Consider the following 17,787-nt stretch of genomic DNA (forward strand, 5'->3'; position numbering starts at 1 on the left):
TGATTAAATAGGCAAAACAAAGCAGTTTAGATTCCATAATGGAGCTGGATCTCAATCAAAGATCCAGCTCCATTTTAATATCAGCTCTTTTATAATCTGCTCTAATTAACGGTACTTCAACAAAACCTAACTTACGATACAAGTTGATTCCGGCAGCCGAACCTTTTTTATTGGAATACAAAATGACTTTTCTGGCCCCCATCTCGCCTGCTTTTTTAATGATTGCATTACCCAGCAATTCACCTATTTTTTTACCGCGAATCTTTTTCGACACCGTCATTTTACTCATTTCAAAAATCCCCTCGCTGCTTAATTTTAAAGCACAGGTCCCGACCGGTTCATCATTATACAAAACAATCAGTATCGCTCCACCGTTTTTTAAATAATATTTTTCGGGATCGGACAACACTTTTTCGTCCTCAGGCTCCACTTCGTAAACTTCTGAAATCCAGGCAAAATTCAAATCGTAAAACGCCTTTGCATGCTCAGGCTTATAATCCACAACCTGTATCGCAGATTCGGTTTCTTCCTGGCTTATACGTTGATACCGGTCAAAAAAACTTTCCTTTTTCAATTGATATTCTGTTTCATTCATAGCCAGTAAAAGATTGTTTGCGGTATTGGTAATTTCAGTTGCGGCCCGCCGTATTTTATCCCAAACCGGCTGCATTTTTTCAACAAGCGCAGTCGCTTTCACAGTTAATTTGACCATTCGTTTTCTCTCATCCTTTTCATCTTTGAAAGATTCAATCAAACCTTCTTTTTCAAGTTCTTTAAGCAAACTGATCGTGGAAGGATGCGCATAACCGATTTCTTCCGAAAGCTCCAGAATACTTAATGACGATTTGATATGCAGCGCGTAAATCACCGGAAACCATTTGGGTTCAAAGTCTATTTGATTTGCCTGATAAATGAGCATCCCATCCTTTCTAAACTGATCACTCAACCGCTGCAAACGTGTTGAAACTGCCAAAGCGCCTGACTCATCAAATAGATTCATACATTTTTCGTTTTATTTATGTGCAAATATACGTAGTTAACTACATATATAAAATTTAGCAATTCAGATTTTGTAACTCCAATTCTGATTTCCTGACCAAAGTCATTCTTTTAGCCTATCCCGGTCATCTTCTCCCCCGCCTGATTCTGCCAATTTTGATCCACAGTTTACAAAAAATTGCATTTCATCACCATCGGATGAGAATCATTGGAGCAAAATCATGAACGCCGAAAAACTTACAATTGAAAATGAAGTTCACACCACACATACCTGCTTCCATTGCGGAGACGAGTGTCTGGATGAAATTATCATGCAGGACGACCACGAGTTTTGTTGCGACGGATGTTCTGTGGTTTATGATTTACTTAAAGAGAATGACCTTTGCCGTTATTACAGTATCGACGGTGCGCAGGGGATTTCTCCCGATAAAACCTATTTTAAGGGAAAGTATGATTATCTGGATCTGCCTGAAATCAGCGAAAAGATGCTGGAATTTACGGACGGCCGGTTGGCCAGGGTAAACTGGCTGATCCCAAAAATACATTGCAGCTCTTGTATCTGGCTGCTCGAACAATTGTACCGCATCAATCCGGCGGTCCGCAGTTCGGTGGTGAATTTTCCTGAGAAAAAAGTCCGGATAACTTTTGAAGCCGGTCAGATCAAACTCAGTGAGCTGGCCGAACTCCTTACACGTTTTGGATACGAACCTTATGTCAGCCTGAACGATGTGGAAGGCAAGCAGATCAGAAAATGGAACCGGACAAGATTGTACAAAATCGGGATAGCGGGTTTTGCGTTCGGCAATATTATGATGCTGAGTTTTCCGGAATATTTCAACCTGGGACGGTCTTCATCAGACGAAAACCTTCGGACGATGTTCGCTATTTTAAATTTCGCTTTAAGTCTGCCGGTATTTTTTTACTGCGCTTCCGACTTTTTCAAGTCGGCCTGGTCGGCATTGAGGGGCAAATACCTGAACATTGATGCACCGATTGCACTTGCTTTGCTCTGTGTTTTTCTAACAAGTATATACCAGATCGTTTCCGAAACCGGTCCGGGGTATTTCGATTCACTGGCAGGCGCCGTTTTTTTCATGCTGATCGGCAGGTATTTCCAGGACAAAACCTATGCAGGTATTTCCTTCGACAGAGATTACAAATCGTATTTTCCTGTGGCCGTTTCTGTTATAAAAAATAGTGTAGAAAGTCGTATACCCATAACTGATTTGGGTCCGCCCGATAGGATTATTGTACGAAATGAAGAGCTGATTCCGGCAGACTCCGTTCTGTTAAGTTCGAGAGCAATGATCGATTATAGTTTTGTTTCAGGAGAATCAGAACCGGTAGAGAGAAAAATCGGTGATACCATTTACGCAGGCGGCAAACAAACCGGCCCTTCGATTGAGCTGGAAGTACTTCGAAAAGTATCTCAAAGCTACCTGACACAACTCTGGAATCATGATACTTTTTCCAAAGAAAAAGAAGATCAGAGCCAGACGCTTGCAGCCAGGATCAATAAGTACTTTTCCGTGATTGTCCTCATCATAGCTGCGATTACTTTTTTGGTTTGGTTTATCATTTTAAAAAATCCGGAAACAGCATTTCGTGCCTTCACAACCTGTTTGCTCGTGGCCTGCCCCTGCGCGCTAGTGCTATCATCTACTTTTACGAATGGCAATCTTTTGGGACTTTTTGGCAAGCATCGCTTTTATCCAAAAAATGCCGACACAATTGAACGCCTTGCTCACATTGATACAGTAGTTTTTGATAAAACCGGAACCATAACACAGGCAAATGAAGCTGATGTTGAGTTTATAGGGAAAGAATTGTCCATTCAAGAGCAGGTAATGATCAAGACCATCGCCATGCAGTCTTCCCACCCGTTGAGCCGTATGATCGTGAAAAAGCTAACCGGAATATCTGCAAGCCGACGCAGTCTGGGTCATTATGTTGAAGCCGGAGGTGCGGGCATAAAAGCTTTATGGGGGCAAAAGAAAGTAAGACTTGGTTCAGCCAGCTGGGTCGGAGCCTCTGCGCAGGAAAATGCGCAAATTGATGCATCTCATGTTTACATTTCCATTGAGAGTGTGATCTGCGGTTATTTTACTATCAAAAGCAAATACCGGCCTGAACTGGCTGAAACGATCAGCTCGCTGCAAAATAGCGGCTATCAGACATATCTTCTTTCCGGTGACAAACCAACTGATAAAGCTTTGCTTGCACCAATTTTCGGACAGGATTACAATTTGTTCTTTGAGCAGAAACCGGAAGAAAAATTACTATTCATCGAAAATCTGCAAAACAAACTAGGCCGTAATGTGCTGATGGTTGGTGACGGACTGAATGATGCAGGCGCTCTGAGACAAAGTGACGTAGGCATAGCAGTTTCTGACGATATCAACAACTTTTCACCCTCCTGTGATGCCATTGTCGAAGGTAGCCAGCTGGCACTTTTGCCCGCCTACATGAAACTTGCCAAATCTGGTCAGAGGATCATCAAAGTAAGTTTTGGAATTTCATTATTCTACAACATTGCGGGTTTAACCTTCGCAGTTTCAGGTAATCTTTCTCCGGTAATTGCAGCTATACTCATGCCCGTTAGTTCTATCACGATTGTTGCGTTCACAACACTTGCCAGCAATCTGGCAGCACAAAAGTGGATCAAACACTGATGAATGTCATTCCTTAAAGCGCCTGTTCGTCATCATTCAAAAAGACATTAGCAAGTAGTTTTGATAAATAAAACAGAACAAAAACCTGCTCATTCATGACTGCCTTTTATGTAATGATTATCGCCAGTTTACTGATTGCATTTGGTTTTCTTGGCGCATTTATGTGGTCAGTAAAAAGAGGGCATTATGATGACGACTACACACCGGCAATCAGGATTTTACTCGATGAAAATGAAACACTTACTCCCAAAACTTCCGATCAGAAAAGAGATCCAAAGACACTTTGAATGCCTTGCAATTTAGTTTCTTTCTCTGACTCCAAAGTCCTTTTCAAATAAAACTCCATTCACCAAATCTTTACTAATTTTATGTCAAACGCTCCACATCCAGGTATCGCATCTGTTGAGCTGGACGAATTTCAATATGATAACCGTATCGTACGAAATTTTGCCATCGCAACCATCCTGTTTGGGCTTATAGGCATGCTGGTTGGCTTACTTGCCGCTTTCCAGCTCGTCTTTCCCGACCTGAACATGGATATTCCCTATCTGACTTTCAGTCGTATCCGTCCTTTGCATACGAATGCCGTTATTTTTGCCTTTGTTGGAAACGGATTTTTTACAGGACTCTATTATTCCGCTCCCAGAGTTTTAAGGACGCCTATGTGGAGCCCGGTTTTAAGCCGTTTTCATTTCTGGGCCTGGCAGTTTATCATTCTTGCGGCAGCCATTACGCTGCCAATGGGACTTACAACTTCCAAAGAGTATGCAGAACTGGAATGGCCGATTGATATCGCGATTGCTGTTGTATGGGTTTCCGCGCTGATCAACCTGATCATGACTACCATTCACCGTCGTACTGAACATATTTACGCAGCCGTCTGGTTTTATATTGCATCTTTTGTCACTGTGGCGCTGCTGCATGTTGTGAACAGTGTTGCCTTACCCATTTCGTTATTTAAAAGTTATTCTGTTTATGCGGGCGTACAGGATGCGCTTGTGCAATGGTGGTACGGACATAACGCAGTTGCCTTTTTCCTCACCACGCCCTATCTGGGTCTGATGTATTATTTCCTGCCAAAAGCAGCAAACAGGCCAATATATTCTTACCGTCTGTCTATTGTCCATTTCTGGGCGCTTATCTTCCTTTACATCTGGGCAGGTCCTCACCATTTACTGTACACAGCCTTGCCCGAATGGGCTCAAACGCTGGGAACCGTATTTTCTGTAATGCTTATTGCTCCTTCATGGGGCGGGATGATCAACGGATTGATGACTCTGCGTGGTGCCTGGGATAAAGTAAGAGAAGATGTTGTATTGAAATTTTTTGTTGTCGCAATTACCGCATACGGCATGGCAACTTTTGAAGGGCCGATGCTTTCATTCAAAAATGTAAATGCGATTGCCCACTATACCGACTGGATTGTTGCGCACGTACATGTAGGTGCGTTAGGCTGGAACGGCTTCCTTACTTTTGGTTTGCTGTACTGGCTATTTCCAAGACTTTACAACCGTCCGCTTTACTCACAAAAAGCAGCAACATTCCACTTTTGGATCGGAACCCTTGGTATCCTGTTTTATACCATTCCAATGTACTGGGCGGGTTGGGTACAAAGCTCAATGTGGAAAGAATTTACGCAGGAAGGTTTATTGAAATATCCTAACTTCCTGGAAACCGTAACGCAGCTTGCACCACTCTATTTCCTTCGAAGCGTAGGCGGAACGTTGTACATCATCGGTTTTGTAGTCATGATTTACAACCTGTGGATGACTGCTCTGACCGGGAAATTTGTTGCCAGCGAAACGGCCAGAGCCATGCCTTTGAGTGCGATCTGGCATGCGCCTAAAAACGAATACTGGCATCGCAGGTTACTTGAACGTAAACCACTGGCATTAACCGTGTTCGCCCTGGTTGCAGTAGCCATCGGCGGTATGGTTGAAATGATCCCGACATTTATGATCAAATCAAACGTTCCGACTATTGCTGCCATCAAACCTTATACCCCGTTGGAATTACAGGGTCGCGATGTTTACGTTCGTGAAGGATGTTACGTTTGCCATACACAGATGATCCGCCCCTTCCGTTCCGAAATTGAACGTTATGGTGAGTATTCCAAATCAGGTGAATTTGTCTACGATCACCCGCATCAGTGGGGCTCGAAACGTACCGGTCCGGATTTACACCGGGTTGGAGGAAAATATCCGGACTCGTGGCACTACAACCACATGGAGGATCCGACAACGATGTCTCCGGGTTCGATCATGCCACGTTACGCATGGCTACTTGAAGATGACCTGGATACAAGCACAACTGGTGCCAAAATCCGGGCTATGCAAACGCTTGGTGTTCCTTACGAAAAAGATTATGATAAAGTTGCCAACGCAGATTTGCACCGGCAGTCCAAAGAAATACAGGCAAGACTAAAACAGAGTGGCATCAAAGCCAATGAAAACAAGGAAATAATCGCGCTGATAGCCTATCTGCAAAGACTGGGAACTGATATCAAAGCAGAGAAATAACCTGATAACATATCTGTCAAAGATTCAAACTGTCATTCAAAATTAATCATCATGAAATTCCGAACTTATCTGGAAACCATAGCGGGAATAGAGATCTTCCCGCTGATTTCCCTCATCATATTTTTTGTCTTTTTTGTTTCCCTGCTGGTTTTTGTTTTCAGGCTGGATAAAAAAGAGCTTAGCCAAATGAGCAACATCCCGTTAAGCGACGGTGTGGTCAAAAAGAGCTTACTCTCCATAATCATGTTTCTTTTTGTTTCTTCCTCCGCATTTGCACAGGAAGAAGCGAAAGAAATCAGAGCCATCAGCGGCACAGAAATCCTGCTTTACATGCTGCTTGGCGTACTATTTTTTATGGGCGTCATGGTTGTTATTTTACTTGTTAATTCCCTGAGTCTTCTGAAACAGGTTACTCCAAAAACGGAGCAAAAAGAAAGCAAAGGAGTTTTCAGCACGCATTGGTGGAAAAAATTTAGCGGCGCCGGTGTGTCATTGAGTGATGAAAAAGAAATTCTGATCGATGGACATGATTATGACGGGATTCAGGAACTGGATAACCGCATGCCGCCCTGGCTGCAATCGCTTTTTGTAGCTACGATCGTCATCGCAATCTCCTACTCAGCCTATTATTTCGGCGGAGTAGGCGACATGCAGCTGACTGAGCTGGATAAAGAAATTGCCCAGGCCGAAATCGAGAAAAAAGCATACATGGAAAAGGTCGGTGCCAGTATGGACGAAAACTCCGTAACACAATTATCCGATGAATCGACGATCACTCAGGGGAAAGCAATATTTCAGGAAAAATGTACCGCCTGTCATGGCGCGGACGGAGGTGGATCCGTGGGCCCCAACCTGACAGACGCTTACTGGTTGCATGGCGACGGAATCAGGGATTTGTTTAAAGTTATTAAATACGGTGTTCCCGAAAAAGGTATGATCTCCTGGGAGAAACAGCTTTCTCCGACCGATATTCAAAAAGTAGCCAGCTTTGTTTTATCTATAAAAGGGACCAAACCCGCCAACCCAAAAGAACCGCAGGGCGAACTGGTGCAGAATGCTAACGTGGCAGCAAAATAATTTTACACAAACAAATAAACAAAAGCTCTGCCAACTCTACGCCTAACCCTTTATTACTCTGCGTGAACCAAAATCAGCAATAAGATGAAAACTTTCGATACACCCATTTACGAACCTGACGAATCCTTTCGCGATCAGTTCAATGCTGTGAATGAGGATGGAAAGCGTAACTGGTTCTATCCGCAGAAGCCAAAAGGCAAGTGGCACAACCGCAGAAGCTGGTTTACAGTTCTGATACTTTCGCTGTTATTCCTGATGCCTTTTCTGAAGTTCAACGGGCAGCCGTTGCTTCTGTTTAATGTGATGGAAAGGAAGTTTATCATTTTCGGAATCTTCATCGGACCTCAGGACTACTGGCTTTTCGGACTTACAATGCTTTCTTTCATGGTATTCATCGTTTTGTTTACCACTATTTTCGGAAGGTTGTGGTGCGGCTGGGCTTGTCCGCAAACCGTCTTTATGGAAATGGTTTTCCGCAAAATCGAATATGCGATTGAAGGCGATGCAGGTAAGCAGAAATTATTAACCAAAGCACCCTGGACAACAGAGAAAATCCTGAAAAAAGGTTTGAAATATACTTTATTTCTCGCTGTATCCTTTTTAATTGCAAATCTGCTTTTAGCGTACGTGTTAGGTGTGGATGAACTTGGAAAAATTATCAGCGAGCCAATTTCCGAACATGTTCCGCTGTTTGCAGGGATTGCCGGTTTTACAGCAGTTTTCTATTTTAATTTTGCCTGGCTACGTGATCAGGCCTGCACAGTCGTATGTCCTTACGGCCGCTTGCAGGGAGTTTTGCTTGACAGAAATTCAATCGCCGTTGCCTACGATTACCAACGTGGCGAACCTCGCGGAAAGCTCCACAAAGGGCAGGATCGCACAGAAGGAGATTGTATTAATTGTCACCAGTGCGTGGCAGTTTGTCCGACCGGAATTGACATTAGAAATGGTTTACAGATGGAATGTGTAAACTGTACGGCCTGTATCGATGCTTGCGATTCGATGATGGATAAGGTAGGTTTTGAGCCGGGATTGATACGTTACACATCCGAAAACGTGATAGTGAATAAAACCAATAAACTGATCACAAACAGGGTAATCGCTTACATCATCGTATTGGTACTTCTATGGTCGGGATTGGGGATTATGATTGCCAAACGTACCGATACCCAAACCACGTTGTTTCGTGCACCGGGTAGCCAGTACATAGAAAACAAGGACGGAACCATAAGCAACCTTTACACTTTCAAAATATTTAATAAAACCAACTTTGTTGTAAGGCCAACAATCCATCTTGAATCTCCAAAAGGAAAGCTGATTTTTGCAGGGAAACCTGATTTGACTCTGGATGGAGCCGGAATGTCGCAGGGAACTTTGTTCATTATCATTCCAAAATCTGCTTTGCCAAACCGGAAAACCAAACTTAAAATGTCTGTTTATCAGGGAGATAAAAAGCTGGAAAGTTTCGAAACAACTTTTATGGCTCCTGAAGAATAAAATAAATCTCGATTTCAATAAAACGACAAGCATTATGAAAATCAATTGGGGACTCGGAATTACCATGCTGTATCTGGGCTTTGTTGTGATGATATTGGTACTGGTAGGAATGAGCGCAAGCCAGAAAATTGACCTGGCTACGGAGCACTATTACGAAGAAGAGTTAATCTTTCAGGATAAAATTGATAAAACAAAACGTGCCATTACACTGGCAGAACCACTTACCTGGGAAGTAAATGAACAGGGCTTAAAGCTACATTATCCTAAAACAAATGATGGCAAAAACATCACCGGAATCATCAAACTTTACTGTCCATCCAACGATAAAAACGACCGTAGTTTTGATATAAACCCGGAAGTGAATCAACAGCTTATCCCAGCTTTTAAAATTCCGGCCGGACGTTATAAACTACAAATTGACTGGAAAAAGAATGGGGTAACCTATTTTAATGAAGATGTAGTTTTAATAGGAATGAACTAAGTTTTAACCGAACGCAATGATAACCGCACTTCCATACCTGGCGATTTCGATGGGGCTGATGAGCAGCTTCCATTGTATCGGTATGTGCGGACCTATTGCTTTGGCATTACCCATTCAAAAAGGAAACCGCTGGCAGCAGTTGGCCGGATTGCTACTTTACAATAGCGGCCGTGCTCTTACTTACGCGTTCCTTGGCTTACTAATCGGCTCCGTCAGTTCATCTCTGGCATGGATCGGCTATCTCCGTTATCTTTCTGTTTTTGCAGGAATTATCATGTTGAGTTATGTTTTCTGGCCGGCATTTCTTGATAAATATTTTCACGTACCAATGTTTTGGCAAAAAACAATTCAATCAGTCAGGACCAAAATGGGCGCTATGCTTCGCAGCCGTACTATTCACGGCTGGCTGTTTCTTGGAATATTAAACGGGCTACTTCCCTGCGGCATGGTCTATCTGGCCCTCATTAGTTCAGTAGCAACAGGAAGTATGGCTGGCAGCGGAATTTATATGCTGCTTTTTGGAATCGGCACCTTACCCATGATGATGATGGTCGGATTCTTCAAACAATGGCTCACTCCTGCCCTGCGCTCACGTATGCGTAAAATTACACCAATCGTTTTGACGGCTGCGGGAATATGGTTGGTAGCAAGGGGCGTTTTGATTGAATACCCGACCAATCAGCCTTCCGGGCAAATTACGATTTGTCATGGAAAATGATGTGTAAGTCCGGAAGCTCCTACGGAGCTGCAAAAGCCTAAAATCAAATTCATTTTATAAACAGGAGGCCACTCCGTGGCCGTTGGAAGAACTCCAGTTTCCACCAGAAAGTTGCTTCGCAGAAGCATCCTGTTTATAGAAAAATGCAACGAGTCATAAGATAATGGCTCCGCAGGTGCCTTCTATTATTCTTCAAACCCGTCAAAAATTCCGCACAAGAGTAAGTTTTTTTCATGACCAACGTCATGTTTTAAAGTACATCACCTTGGTAGTTTTGATTCATAATTATATACTTCAAAACCGCTTTTTTGTCATGGATAAGGATTTGCTGTTTAAATACAATACGCCCGGTCCGAGGTACACCAGCTACCCGACTGTTCCCTATTGGCAAACTACACCGCCAACCCAGGAAAAATGGAAAAATCTTGTAAAAGAAGCCTTTACTTTTTCAAATCATAAGGAAGGGATAAGTCTCTATATTCATCTACCATTTTGCGAAAGTCTTTGTACCTACTGCGGATGTAATACCAGAATTACCGTCAATCATGCAGTTGAAACGAAATATATTAATGCGGTTTTGAAAGAATGGGAAATGTACTTTTCCATTTTTGGTGAAACAAAACCTGTCATAAGGGAAATACACCTGGGCGGAGGCACACCCACATTTTTCAGTCCGGACAATTTAACCAGGCTTGTAAAAGGTCTGCTCAAAAATGCCGATGTTCATCCAAAAGCTCAGTTCGGTTTTGAAGCACATCCCGGCAATACTACGGACGAACATTTACAAGCTTTGTATAATATTGGTTTCCGACGTATCAGCATTGGCGTACAGGACTTTAACCCGCTTGTTCTGGCTGTTATCAATCGCCATCAAACCTATGAACAGGTAAGTCATCTCACAAAAAAATCACGTGAAATAGGTTACACATCGGTGAACTATGATATCGTTTACGGACTGCCTCAGCAAAAAACCTGTTACATGATGGAGACCATGATGAAGGTTATCAGGCTGAAACCGGACCGGATTGCATTTTACAGCTATGCACATGTGCCCTGGATCAAACCCGGACAAAGGAATTTCACCGAACTGGACCTTCCTGATCCTGATAAAAAAATGGCCATTTACGAAACCGGAAGAAACGCGCTGGAACTAGCGGGTTACAAAGACATTGGCATGGATCATTTTGCTTTAGAAACCGATGAATTATACAAAGCACAGATGGAACAGCGTTTGCACAGGAACTTCATGGGTTATACTGATACCCGTACACAGCTGCTGATAGGACTTGGCGCCTCATCGATCAGCGATACCTGGACCGGTTATGTGCAAAACGAAAAAAAGGTAGAGGATTATTACAAACGTATTGACAAAGAAGAAATTCCGATCATTCGCGGACATGAACTCACCAAAGAAGATTTGATCCTGAGACGACATATTTTGAATCTGATGACGCAATTTGAAACTTCCTGGACGGCATCAGGTGAAGTTTGTGATGAGGTTTACCGGGCTGTTGAAAGGCTATCTGAAATGGAATTTGACGACTTGGTTGTTATTAAACCTTATCATTTGCGCGTGACCGAAGCAGGAAAACCCTTTGTAAGGAACGTCTGTATGGCATTTGATGCAAAACTCTGGGCAAGTCTGCCTCAGACAGCACTTTTTAGTCAGACTGTTTGAAGCAAGAGCAATATTCGATGAGCAAATTACAAGATTCAGTTTTCAACTGATTACCTGACCATTATATACGAAAATTGAGACCTGAATATTTCTGAAATACCTATAAAATCAGTTAGTTATCATTAGTACAAACATCAATTGCCGGTTTAAATCTTGTTCCCTTCACCTATCTCCTGTACCTTGGTATGTTTGATCATGATATTTTAATTCATACAAAGGTGATGACACGGCATATCGAGATGCTGGATGCGTTGTTTAAACACGCAACCGAGGGCATTGTTGTGGTAAATAAGGCAGGAACAATTGTGATGCTTAATCCGAAGGCAAGAGAGCTGTTTGGTTATACCGATATAGAATTGGTAGGAAAAAAAATTGAAACACTTATCCCTCAACGATTCAGCGGAAAACATGTCGATTATCGCGACGAATATCTTGAAGCACCACGAGCAAGGGGCATGGGGCATCTTCTGGACTTGTTTGCAAGAAGGCAGGACGGCAGTGAGTTTCCGGTTGAAGTAAGTTTGAGTCCTTTTAAAACCAGTGACGGAGAGTTTGTTGTAAGTTTCGTTATCGATATTACAGAAAGAAAAAAGCAGGAAAACCGGATAATCGAAGCAAATCTCGAAATTCAAAAACTGAACGCAGAGTTGGAGGAGCGGGTAAATCAACGAACAAAAGAATTGGCAAGCGCAATCAAAAAAGTGGAAGAATCGCAGGAGGAAGTGATTCGCGCGTTAAAGAAGGAACGCGAACTTAACAACATGAAAAGCCAGTTTGTAACGATTGCTTCACATGAGTTTCGTACACCTTTGGCTACGATTTTATCTTCCGCTTCTCTTATAGGACGCTATGCTAAAACGGAGGAAGAAGATAAAAGACAAAAGCACGTTCAGCGTATCAAATCTGCTGTAACGAATCTGACGGAAATTCTGAATGACTTCCTGTCCATCGGTAAGCTGGAAGAAGGTAGGGTACAAAGCATACCGGTGTCTGCAAATCTACAGGAATTTTGTCAGGGCCTAATAGAAGAAATTAAAGGATTATGTAAAGAACAGCAGCAAATCCATTTCCATTATGAGGGAATTACAGAAGTTTGGCTCGACAAACAACTGCTGCGAAACGTGCTTTTTAATTTGCTTTCAAATGCCATTAAATATTCCGAAGCAGGCAAATCCATTTTTTTTAGCATAAAATCGGATCACACTTTTGTTTCAATCGAAATAAAAGATGAAGGCATCGGGATTCCGGAGGCAGACCAGGCTCATATTTTTGATCGTTTTTTCCGGGCCCATAATGCCGGAAATGCGCAGGGAACAGGCCTCGGACTAAATATCGTACAAAATTATATTGATCTGATGGGAGGCAAAGTTTCCTTTTCCAGTGAAATTGGCAGGGGGACTATATTTTATGTAAAACTGCCGAATCACGTGCCTACCAATAACAAAAACGACTAGTAGGCCAATTATTAATAAGCTAACAGACAACACCTTGGAAGCCAGGAAAATACTATTGATAGAAGATAATCCCGAGATGCGGGAAAACACCGCCGAGATTTTGGAGCTTGCCAATTACCAGGTAGTTACCGCTCAGAACGGCAAGGAAGGTGTGCAAATGGCAACACAAACAAATCCGGATCTGATCATTTGTGATATCATGATGCCTGAACTCGACGGATATGGTGTGTTGCACATGCTTGGAAAGGACGATAAAACTTCCAGCATTCCTTTTGTCTTTTTAACAGCCAAGGCGGAAAAAGATGATTATCGAAAAGGAATGACCATGGGCGCCGACGATTACCTTACTAAACCCTACGACGATGTGGAACTGCTCAATGCGGTCGAAATCCGTCTTAAAAAAAGTGAGCGTATCAAACGCCACTTTGATCGTTCGGCTGAGGGATTGGATCAGTTTATTCAGGAGGCAAAATCCTTTGATCTGATTGCCAAACTCGCCGAGGATAAGAAAATAAAGGTTTTGAAAAAAAAAGAAACCATTTATACGGAAGGCAGTTATCCATCAAATGTTTTTTTTCTGCAAAAAGGAAAAGTAAAAGCCTACAAATCAAACGATAACGGAAAAGAATACATCACGGATTTATACAAGGAAGGCGACTTTTTTGGTTATCTCGATTTGCTTCAGGGCGAGGTTTATCAGGAAACAGCGATTTGTCTTGAAAAAGCCGAGGTTGCGATGATTCCGAAGGACGATTTTTTTAATCTGCTGCAGGGAAACCGGGAAGTTGCGTCCAAGTTTATCAAAATGCTTTCCAATGAAATTAAGGACCGGGAAGAACGTCTCCTTCAGCTCGCATATAATTCAGTTAGAAAAAGAGTAGCGCAGGCTTTGGTGATGCTCGTACAGCGTTATCAGGAAGATAAATCCAAACCTTTTTCAATGTCCATCACCAGAGAAGATATTGCTTCAATGGTCGGAACGGCAACGGAAACTGTCATCCGTACTCTATCGGATTTTAAAGACGAACGTTTAGTCGATATGAAAGGAAGCCTGATAACGGTGCTTGACTACGAAAAGCTGGTAAGGATGAGAAATTGACCTTAAAGAACCGATTGCATTTGTGTTATGCTTTTCAGATCACTGATATTTCTGATCCGAAGTTTGTCGAGTATTCTGGATTTATACAAATCGATGGTAGTGGTATGTACAGCAAAAATCCGGGCTATACCTGCCAGCGTCTCACCACGAACAAGATGTGTCAGAATTTCGAATTCCCGTTCATCAAGAGAATTGAGCCTGTCTGCTTTTTTTGGTGATAATGCCTCACTTACAATCAGTTCCACCATCGCAGGACTGATATAAATTTTACCGGAAGCTACTTTATATATAGCTTCTATGATTTCCTGATAATTATTTTTTTGAAGAAAACAGTATCCCCGGGCACCGCTGGTAAGATACCGTTTGATAAAGATGTATTCCAGTTCCTTCGAATATGTCAGAATTGGAAGAGCTGGTCTTGCATCTTTGATCTTTACGATAAAACCTAAGGTATTGGTATTTTTCATCTCAAGATCCAGGACAAGCAGGTCGAATTCCTGTTCCACAACCTTTGTCATGGCTCCCTCAACCTGAACAGCAATTTCTAATTTGCAGCTGCTTAAATCACTTTCGTTTAGAATCAGGCTTAAACCTTCAATGAATGCAGGATTTTGACCGACCAGTAATATCCTTAGCATAATAGAGTTTTCAGAACGGTACTTGAGAAATACTGTAAGACTCAGTTTCGCAGTTTTGAATGCAAAAGCTTACGTATATATATTCGCGATGTTAAAAATATATAAACATTTCTTTAAATCATCAACTTGTAGAATCATTTCTATTAAATAAATCTTATTCTACGCTTCCGCTTCGAGATATTTCACCATCAGGCGGCCGGCTCGTTCCGATGCCCCTGCCCCTCCAACCACCTCCTGCAATTTTTTATAGTGGCTTATCTGTACTGATCTTTTCGACCCGCCGGACAGTATAAAAGCTAATTCCTTTACTAGATTTTCGGTATTCAAATCATTCTGTATCAACTCCCTGACAACCTCTTTGTCCATAATGAGATTAACGAGCGATATAAACGGGACACGAATGAGTCTTTTGGCTACGGCGTAAGAAAACCCGCTGGTTTTGTAACAAACCACTTCAGGAATATTTAATAAAGCCGTTTCAAGTGTGGCAGTTCCGGAAGTTACCAGCGCAGCTTCTGAAATGGAAAGCAAATCATACGTAGACTCATAAACGATGTGCGCTTTCCCACCCGAAATGTATTTTTCATACAAAGCAGACGGAAGGTTACTTACACCGGCAATAACAAACTGATGATTTGGAAAATGTGGCTGAACTGTCAGCATCAGATCGAGCATACCCATAATTTCCTGCCGCCGGCTGCCGGGCAGCAACGCAATGACCGGCTTATTTTCATCCAGTTTGTTTTTTTGTTTAAAATCCGGGTCAGGTTTAAAAGCCTCAATCGCATCCATCAGAGGATTGCCTACATAATCCACTTTGTAATCGAATTTTTTATAAAAATCAATTTCAAAAGAAAAAATCACAAACATCCGATCCACATTCTGCTTGATCTTCCAGGCGCGTTTCTGGTTCCATGCCCATACTTTGGGAGAAATGTAGTAGAACACCTTTAATCCCTGCTGCTTGGCAAACGATGCAATGCGAAGGTTAAAACCAGGGTAATCGATCAGGATTATTACATCGGGCTGGTAGGAAAGAATATCGGCTTTACATTTTTTTAGAAATCCTGAGATCTTATGAAGGTTCAGGGCAACTTCAAGAAAGCCCATAAAGGCCGTGTCCTTATAATGCGTAACCAGCTCCATCCCCCCGGCCTGCATCATGTCACCTCCCCATCCCCTAAACTGGGCGTCCGGATCATTTTCCTTAATTCCATTAAGCAAATTAGCTCCGTGCAGATCTCCGGAACGCTCGCCGGCAACAAGGTAGTACTTCATTTCTCGCAATTAGCTGTCGGCATGTAGCTATTAGCCTCATGCTCAGTGAAATTCATTCTCCGTAGTACTCTACAAAGTTCTTCGGTGTTTCTATCAGTTTGATATAATGCAGGTTAGCATTTGCTGCCACTTCTGAAATGGCCGGGGCAAGAATCTTCCAGATTTCCAGTACAAAAATTTCGCAGGAAGCCATTTTACCAGCCATAAAGTCAACATCAAGATTCAGGTTTTTGTGATCGACTTTGTCCACAACCTTTTCTTTAACTATATCACCCAACACTTTCAAATCAATTACAAAACCCGTATCAGGATCGGGAGTACCTTTTACCGTAACGATTAATTCAAAATTATGTCCATGCCAGTTATTATTGGCGCAGGGGCCAAAAACCTCCTGATTTTTTTCATCAGACCAGGCCGGATTAAATAGCCGGTGGGCTGCGTTAAAATGCTCTTTTCTTGTTACGTAAATCATAAAACTCTCCTCTCACTAAATAAATAGAATACAAAATTACACGTTGTATCCGTAGTTTTACAGAATAACAGGAGGATAACTAAAAAAAATCCTATTTGCAGCAAAAAATTAGGGTAGCGCTTATTCGTTCAAAACATTAATTTTGCATTCATTATTACAGATTAAACCAAAATAATCACCCATGATTATCGTAACAGGTGCAGCCGGATTCATTGGCAGCGGTCTTATCAGCCGGCTCAACCAGGATGGCTTCAAAAGCATAATTGCCGTTGATGATTTTTCCAAAATTGAAAAGACGGAAAATCTGGAAGGAAAAATTATTCAGGAAAAGGTGGAGCGCGACGAGCTTTTTCCCTGGCTTGATAAAAACCAACGCGATGTTGAATTTATCTTTCACATTGGCGCCAGAACAGATACAACAGAATTTGACAAAGAAATTTTTGATAAACTGAATGTCAATTATTCCAAAGACATTTGGCTGAAATGTGTTGCTTATCAGATTCCATTGGTGTATGCATCTTCAGCCGCTACATACGGATTGGGCGAACATGGTTATGACGACGATGAAACCACGCTTTCGCAGCTAAAACCGCTAAATCCTTACGGTGATTCCAAAAACGAATTTGACATCTGGGCCTTGCAGCAGGAGAAAAAACCATTTTTCTGGGCGGGCCTGAAATTCTTTAACGTTTACGGACCGAACGAATATCACAAGGCGAGAATGGCTTCGGTAATTATGCACGCTTTCAATCAGATTAAGGCCACGGGAAAAATGAAATTGTTCCGCTCACACAATCCTGATTTCCAGGACGGTGAACAGATGCGGGATTTTATTTATGTCAAAGACCTGATCGATGTATGTATATTCCTGATGCATCACCGCAAAAATTCCGGAATTTATAATCTGGGCAGCGGCGAAGCCAGAACTTTCAAAGATCTGGTAACAAACACCTTCCTGGCTATGGCTAAAACGCCTGACATCTCTTACATCGACACACCGGTCGACATTCGGGATAAGTATCAGTATTTTACCGAAGCGAATATGAACAAGCTTCGCTCCATTGGTTACGACAAGCCTTTTCATACCCTGGAAGAAGGAGTGGCAGATTATGTTAAAAATTATCTTGCTTCGGGATCCTATTTGTGATAATAAAAGCTCAATAGTTTGCTTACATATTATAACAACAAAGCTGAATTTCAGGATT

15 protein-coding genes are annotated in these 17,787 nt (G+C 42.2%); 11 read left to right on the plus strand and 4 right to left on the minus strand.

Annotation, left to right across the window (positions count from 1 at the left end; genetic code table 11):
* Positions 1–55: 55 nt before the first annotated feature.
* A complete protein-coding gene (locus tag E0F88_RS02165; RefSeq protein ID WP_131956208.1) occupies positions 56–1,000 on the minus strand; it encodes a bifunctional helix-turn-helix transcriptional regulator/GNAT family N-acetyltransferase in 945 nt (314 codons plus the stop codon).
* A gap of 220 nt (positions 1,001–1,220) precedes the next feature.
* On the opposite strand from E0F88_RS02165, the gene E0F88_RS02170 reads away from it, so the two are divergent.
* From E0F88_RS02170 to E0F88_RS02215, 10 genes are all read left to right on the plus strand, one after another.
* Positions 1,221–3,671, plus strand: a complete 2,451-nt coding sequence (locus E0F88_RS02170; protein ID WP_131956210.1) for a heavy metal translocating P-type ATPase — start codon at positions 1,221–1,223, stop codon at positions 3,669–3,671.
* Between the two features lie 95 nt (positions 3,672–3,766).
* On the plus strand, positions 3,767–3,958 hold the full coding sequence (gene ccoS, locus E0F88_RS02175) for a cbb3-type cytochrome oxidase assembly protein CcoS (protein WP_131956212.1): 192 nt from the start codon (positions 3,767–3,769) through the stop codon (positions 3,956–3,958).
* An 81-nt stretch (positions 3,959–4,039) separates the two neighbouring features.
* Entirely contained in the window at positions 4,040–6,190 is a 2,151-nt protein-coding gene (gene ccoN, locus E0F88_RS02180; protein WP_131956214.1) for a cytochrome-c oxidase, cbb3-type subunit I, read from the plus strand.
* Positions 6,191–6,241: 51 nt separating this feature from the next.
* On the plus strand, positions 6,242–7,267 hold the full coding sequence (locus E0F88_RS02185; protein ID WP_131956216.1) for a c-type cytochrome: 1,026 nt from the start codon (positions 6,242–6,244) through the stop codon (positions 7,265–7,267).
* Between the two features lie 84 nt (positions 7,268–7,351).
* Positions 7,352–8,764 (plus strand): cytochrome c oxidase accessory protein CcoG, encoded by a 1,413-nt coding sequence (gene ccoG, locus E0F88_RS02190; RefSeq protein WP_131956217.1) that lies wholly within the window; start codon positions 7,352–7,354, stop codon positions 8,762–8,764.
* Between the two features lie 34 nt (positions 8,765–8,798).
* Complete coding sequence (locus tag E0F88_RS02195) at positions 8,799–9,245, plus strand: FixH family protein (protein ID WP_131956219.1); 447 nt, start codon at positions 8,799–8,801, stop codon at positions 9,243–9,245.
* 16 nt (positions 9,246–9,261) lie between these two features.
* Positions 9,262–9,963, plus strand: coding sequence for a sulfite exporter TauE/SafE family protein (locus E0F88_RS02200; RefSeq protein ID WP_229213646.1), 702 nt, complete (start codon positions 9,262–9,264; stop codon positions 9,961–9,963).
* 313 nt (positions 9,964–10,276) lie between these two features.
* Positions 10,277–11,641 carry an oxygen-independent coproporphyrinogen III oxidase gene (gene hemN / locus E0F88_RS02205; RefSeq protein ID WP_131956221.1) on the plus strand — a complete coding sequence of 455 codons (1,365 nt, stop codon included), beginning with the start codon at positions 10,277–10,279 and terminating at the stop codon, positions 11,639–11,641.
* A 221-nt stretch (positions 11,642–11,862) separates the two neighbouring features.
* Positions 11,863–13,095 (plus strand): PAS domain-containing sensor histidine kinase, encoded by a 1,233-nt coding sequence (locus E0F88_RS02210; RefSeq protein ID WP_229213647.1) that lies wholly within the window; start codon positions 11,863–11,865, stop codon positions 13,093–13,095.
* Between the two features lie 34 nt (positions 13,096–13,129).
* Positions 13,130–14,194: a response regulator gene (locus E0F88_RS02215; protein WP_131956225.1), complete on the plus strand. Its 1,065-nt coding sequence runs from the start codon at positions 13,130–13,132 to the stop codon at positions 14,192–14,194.
* A 2-nt stretch (positions 14,195–14,196) separates the two neighbouring features.
* Here E0F88_RS02215 and E0F88_RS02220 read toward each other — a convergent pair whose 3' ends face one another.
* From E0F88_RS02220 to E0F88_RS02230, 3 genes are all read right to left on the minus strand, one after another.
* Positions 14,197–14,832, minus strand: a complete 636-nt coding sequence (locus E0F88_RS02220; protein ID WP_131956227.1) for a response regulator — start codon at positions 14,830–14,832, stop codon at positions 14,197–14,199.
* Between the two features lie 159 nt (positions 14,833–14,991).
* Positions 14,992–16,110, minus strand: a complete 1,119-nt coding sequence (gene lpxB, locus E0F88_RS02225) for a lipid-A-disaccharide synthase (protein WP_131956229.1) — start codon at positions 16,108–16,110, stop codon at positions 14,992–14,994.
* 52 nt (positions 16,111–16,162) lie between these two features.
* Complete coding sequence (locus E0F88_RS02230; protein WP_131956231.1) at positions 16,163–16,582, minus strand: 6-pyruvoyl trahydropterin synthase family protein; 420 nt, start codon at positions 16,580–16,582, stop codon at positions 16,163–16,165.
* Between the two features lie 181 nt (positions 16,583–16,763).
* Here E0F88_RS02230 and rfaD point away from each other — a divergent pair, with 181 nt between their 5' ends.
* Positions 16,764–17,729, plus strand: coding sequence for an ADP-glyceromanno-heptose 6-epimerase (gene rfaD, locus E0F88_RS02235; protein WP_131956233.1), 966 nt, complete (start codon positions 16,764–16,766; stop codon positions 17,727–17,729).
* The last annotated feature ends 58 nt before the right edge of the window (positions 17,730–17,787 follow it).

This window comes from Dyadobacter psychrotolerans, from assembly GCF_004349265.1.
GTDB lineage: Bacteria > Bacteroidota > Bacteroidia > Cytophagales > Spirosomataceae > Dyadobacter > Dyadobacter psychrotolerans.